The organism is Streptomyces sp. RP5T (genome assembly GCF_003933965.1).
Classification (GTDB): domain Bacteria; phylum Actinomycetota; class Actinomycetes; order Streptomycetales; family Streptomycetaceae; genus Streptomyces.
Window position 1 is genome coordinate 1 of record NZ_RSAJ01000718.1, and the last position, 3,823, is coordinate 3,823.

A 3,823-nucleotide genomic window follows, 5' to 3' on the forward strand; every position below is an offset into this window, starting at 1 on the left:
CGTCCAGGGAGCCCGGGGTGGGGCGGCCGGGTGTACCGGCGGGCGGACGGGTGGTCGTACGACCCGCGTCGGGGCTGGACCCGCACTCCACCGGGGTGCGACGACGGCACCTGCGCCACTGGCTAGGCTCTCTTGTCGTGCCCGCCAAGAACGAAGGCCCCGAAGAGGGCTCCGCGCCGTCCACCAAGTCCGAACAGACTCGCGCGCTGATCCTGGAGACGGCCATGCGGCTGTTCCAGGAGCGGGGGTACGACAAGACCACCATGCGGGCCATCGCCCAGGAGGCGGGCGTCTCCGTCGGCAACGCCTACTACTACTTCGCCGGCAAGGAGCACCTGATCCAGGGCTTCTACGACCGGATCGCCGCCGAGCACCAGGTGGCGGTCCGGGAGGTGCTGGCCCGGGAGAGCGAGCTGGAGGCGCGCCTCGCGGGGGTGCTGAAGGTCTGGCTGGACATCGCGCAGCCCTATCACGAGTTCGCGGTGCAGTTCTTCAAGAACGCCGCCGACCCCGACAGCCCGCTCAGCCCCTTCTCGCCCGAGTCGGAGCACGCGCGCGTGGAGGCGATCGCCGTGCACCGGGAGGTGTTGCGGGGGGCGACGAAGACGAAGGTGCCCGAGGAACTGCGGGACATCCTGCCCGAGTTGATGTGGCTGTCCCAGATGGGGCTCGTCCTGTACTGGATCTTCGACCGCACCGAGGGCCGAGAGCGCAGCTACCGGCTCGCGGAACGCGGTGCCCGGCTCACCGCGCGGGGTGTGTCGCTGGCCCGTTTCCGGGTGCTCAGGCCGCTCGTGCGGGAGGTGCACGAGCTGTTCACGGACTTCCTGCCGGGGATGACCAAGGTGATCCCGGACCCCGGCAGGAAGCCCTAGCCGCGTCAGTTGACGGCGTCGACCTCGCCCTCGGCCAGTTCGACGTCGTACACCAGCGGCCCCTCCCCCACGACGACGTGCCGCGCGCGCGAGCCGAACGAAGGGGCCGCGGCCGCCAGCAGATACGTCCCCGGTGCCGGGACCGAGACGATGTACGAGCCGTCGGCCAGCGTCTCCACCCGGTCCAGCTGACGGCCCCCGCCCGACAGCAGCGTGACGGCGGCGCCCGCCACGGGCTCCCCCTCCGCCGTACGGACGAAGCCGTGGACGGCCGATGACGGGCCGCCGTCCGCACGGGTGCCGGGCGACGGCGCGGCCTCCTCCTTCGGCTCCACCGCCAGGTGCGGCAGCCGCTTCTCCAGCCCCTTGGGCAGCCACCAGTTGGAGTCGCCGAGCAGATGCATCGCGGCCGGCACCAGGGCGGTGCGCAGGATGAAGGCGTCCAGGGCGACCGCGGCGGCGAGTCCGACACCCGCCATGGCGGCGCCCGAGTCGCCGCTGAGGACGAACGCCATGAACACGCAGACCATGATCAGGGCCGCGGAGTTGATGACCCGGCTGGTCTCGGCGAGGCCGACACGCACCGCGCGCGCGTTGTCGCGTGTGTGCACCCACTCCTCGTGCATGCGGCTCACCAGGAAGACCTGGTAGTCCATCGAGAGCCCGAACAGCAGGGACAGCATGATGACCGGCAGGAAGGCGTTGATCGGGCCCTCCTTGCCGAGACCGAGCAGCTCCAGTCCCCAGCCCCACTGGAAGATCGCGACCAGGACGCCGAAGGACGCCGCGGCGGCGATCAGGTTCATCAGGGCGGCCGTCAGCGGCACCACCAGCGAACGGAAGGCGACCAGCAGGAGCAGGAAGCCGAGTCCGATGATCGTCGCGATGAACAGCGGCAGCCGGTCGCCGGTGACGGCCGAGAAGTCCTTCGAGACGGCCGTCACCCCTCCGACGTGCGCCTTCACCCCGGCCGAGGGGATGACGTCGTCCCGCAGTCGGTCGATGAGCCGGTCCGTCTCCACGGACTGCGGTGAGGTCGTCGGCACGACCTGGATGACCGTGACCCCCCGGGCGGGCGGCAGCGCGGCGACCCGCGCGACCCCGGGCGTGTCCTCAAGGCCCTTGACCAGGGCGCTCGTCTCGCCGCCCTCGGTGACCACCTGGAGCGGTCCGTTGAAGCCCGGTCCGAAGCCCTCGGCGAGCAGGTCGTACGCCTGCCTGGTGGTCGTCGAGGCGTCGTCGTTGCCCTGGTCGGTGGCGCCGAGGCGCAGCGACAGCACGGGAACGGCCAGCACGGCCATGAAGACCAGGGCGAGCGCGGCGGTCCTGCGCGGGCGCTTCTCGACGAACGTCGACCAGCGGGCGGCGAGACCCGAGGCGCCCTCGGGCTCGGGTCCCTCGGCGGCCAGCCTGCGCCGCTGGCGGCGGCTGAGCACCCGCGGGCCGAGGAAGCCGAGCAGGGCCGGCAGGAGGGTCGTCGCGGCCAGGACGCTCAGCACCACGGTCAGCGAGGTGCCGATCACGACGCCGTCCAGGAAGCGCAGTCGCGTCACCAGCATGCCGGCGAGCGCGATGCAGACCGTGCCGCCCGCGAACAGCACCGCCCGGCCCGAGGTGTTGAGGGCGGTGACCGCCGCCTCCTCGGGTTCCAGGCCCCGCTGGATGCCGCGCCGGTGCCGGGTGACGATGAACAGCGCGTAGTCGATGCCGACGCCGAGGCCGATCAGGGAGGCCAGCAGCGGGGCGATGTCGGGGACGTCGGTGGTGTGGCTGAGCAGCTGGGTGGCGAACAGGCCCGTGCCCACGCCGAAGACGGCGATCGCGATCGGCAGCGTCATGGCGAAGAACGAGCCGAACGCCAGGAACAGCACGACCGCCGCCGCGACGATGCCGACCGTCTCCGACAGGCCCTGCGGCGGCTCCTGCACACGCTGGATCGCCTGACCGCCCAAGTCCACCTGGAGACCGGCCAGCTCGGCCTTCTGCGCGGTGTCGACGACGTCCTGGACAAGTTCCTTGGGCACCTCGTTCGCCCGCTTGACGAAGGTCACCTGGGCGTACGCGATCGTGCCGTCCCGGCTGACCTGCGCGGCACCCCGGGCGTCGTAGGGACTGGTCACCGCCCCGACGCCCGGCATCTTCGCTATGTCGTCCAGCGCGGGCCGGATCCGGTCCTGCACCGCCTGGTCCCGCACCGAGCCGTCGTCGACCTTCCAGACGACCGTGTCGGTGTCCCCGGAGGTGCTCGGGAAGGCCTTCTCCATCAGGTCGTACGCGCTCTTGGAGTCCGTGTCGGGGAGGGAGAACACGTTCGCGTAGTTCGTGCCCGCCGTCGAGGCCGAGAAGCCCAGCCCGAACAACGCCCCCACCCACAGCAACAGGACCACCAGCCGGTGCCGATAGCACCAGCGTGCCAATACCGCCACGCTCCACACTCTCCTGTCGGTCGTCGGTAGGTCCCCCAGGTCCTCGCACCAGGATCGGCGGCTCCACACGCGCGTGGACATGAGACACCACCGACTCTCAAGGAACTCCAAAGGGCGAACCCGCCCGACTGTCAGTGGCCCGGCCGATACTGGGGGCATGGCTGGGGGAGAGACGAGAAGTCCGGGGACCGTGCTGGTGGTGGAGGACGAGGAGAGCATCGCCGACGTCCTCGCCATCGCCCTGCGCTACCACCGGTTCGAGGTGATGGTCGCGGGCTCCGTCCGCGAGGCGCTCGCGCTCACCGACCGCACCCGCCCGGACGCGGCCCTGCTCGACGTCATGCTGCCCGACGGCGACGGCCGCGCCCTCGGCCGTGAGCTGCGCGAACGGCGGCCCGACCTGGCCCTGGTCTTCCTCACCGCGCGGGACTCCCCCGCCGAGATCGTCGGCGCCCTCGGCTTCGGCGACGACTACATCACCAAGCCGTTCAACATCGACGAGGTCGTCGCCAGGATCACCGC

At 71.3% G+C, this 3,823-nt stretch carries 3 protein-coding genes and 1 pseudogene; 3 read left to right on the forward strand and 1 reads right to left on the reverse strand.

Annotated elements, in window-relative coordinates; translation table 11 throughout:
- Nucleotides 1-126: pseudogene (locus EHS43_RS48440) on the forward strand (DUF393 domain-containing protein); the annotation flags it as partial.
- A gap of 11 nt (nucleotides 127-137) precedes the next feature.
- Nucleotides 138-875, forward strand: a complete 738-nt coding sequence (locus EHS43_RS39780; RefSeq protein ID WP_125195427.1) for a TetR/AcrR family transcriptional regulator — start codon at nucleotides 138-140, stop codon at nucleotides 873-875.
- 5 nt (nucleotides 876-880) lie between these two features.
- On the opposite strand, the gene EHS43_RS39785 is transcribed toward EHS43_RS39780, so the two are convergent.
- Nucleotides 881-3,292 (reverse strand): MMPL family transporter, encoded by a 2,412-nt coding sequence (locus EHS43_RS39785; RefSeq protein ID WP_125195428.1) that lies wholly within the window; start codon nucleotides 3,290-3,292, stop codon nucleotides 881-883.
- A 166-nt stretch (nucleotides 3,293-3,458) separates the two neighbouring features.
- On the opposite strand from EHS43_RS39785, the gene EHS43_RS39790 reads away from it, so the two are divergent.
- On the forward strand, nucleotides 3,459-3,823 hold a 365-nt coding region (locus EHS43_RS39790; protein WP_148104224.1), incomplete at its 3' end, for a response regulator transcription factor.